Annotated in this window: 1 protein-coding gene; it reads left to right on the forward strand. The window is 55.8% G+C overall.

The features are described 5' to 3' along the window. A partial coding sequence (locus tag HMPREF9446_RS12135) for a UDP-N-acetylglucosamine 4,6-dehydratase family protein (protein WP_039969395.1) occupies positions 1-1,197 on the forward strand: 1,197 nt, incomplete at both ends.

The raw sequence follows: 1,197 nt of genomic DNA on the forward strand, positions 1-1,197 counted from the left end.
CTCAAGAAGTCCGACATGGCCGACCGCCTGCTGGCCCATAACATCAAGCTTATGACCGCTCCTCCCTTGAGCGAGTGGAACGGCCAGGTCCTGAACCATACGCAGCTGAAGGAAATCCAGATCGAGGACCTTCTCCAGCGCAATCCCATCGAGATTGACATCCACAAGGTTGCCTCCCACCTGGAGGGCAAGCGCGTCATGATTACGGGTGCCGCTGGTTCCATCGGCAGCGAGATCATGCGGCAGGTGGCCTCCTTCAATCCCTATAAGCTGATTCTGATCGACCAGGCTGAGACGCCTCTCCACGATATCCGCCTGGAGCTTCAGGACCGTTGGCGTGACATCGATGCCGAGACGATCATTGCGGACATCTCTAACGCTACCCGTATGGAGTCCATCTTCCGTGAGTTCAAGCCCCAGTATATCTTCCATGCGGCTGCCTACAAGCATGTTCCGATGATGGAGGACAATGTTTCCGAATCCATCCAGGTGAACGTGTCGGGTACCCGTACGGTTGCCGACCTGGCCGTCAAATACGGTGCCGACAAGTTTGTCATGATCTCCACGGACAAGGCCGTGAACCCGACGAACGTGATGGGCTGCTCCAAGCGTATCTGTGAGATTTATGTCCAGTCCCTTGCCCGCAAGCTGCGGCAGGAGGGCGTTCGTTCCACCCAGTTCATCACGACCCGCTTCGGCAATGTATTGGGTTCCAACGGTTCTGTCATCCCCCGTTTCCGTGACCAGATCCAGCGTGGGGGTCCCGTCACGGTGACCCATCCGGAGATCATCCGCTACTTCATGACCATCCCCGAGGCTTGCCGTCTTGTCCTTGAGGCGGGCAGCATGGGCAACGGCGGCGAGATCTATATCTTCGACATGGGGAATCCCGTGAAGATCGTTGACCTTGCCAAGCGGATGATCAGCCTTTCCGGGCGTACGGATGTGAAAATCGAGTTTACCGGTCTCCGCCACGGCGAGAAGCTTTATGAGGAGCTCCTTAACGTCAAGGAGCTGACGAAGCCCACCTACCACGATAAGATCATGATTGCCACGGTGCGTGAGTATGACTATGACGAGGTGAAGGAGCGCATCCAGAAACTGATTGATGTGAGCTACACCTACGACCAGATGAAGATTGTTGCCGCCATGAAGGACATCGTTCCGGAATTTGTCAGCAAGAACTCCTGTTTTGAG

It is taken from the genome of Bacteroides fluxus YIT 12057, from assembly GCF_000195635.1.
GTDB classification, from domain to species: domain Bacteria; phylum Bacteroidota; class Bacteroidia; order Bacteroidales; family Bacteroidaceae; genus Bacteroides; species Bacteroides fluxus.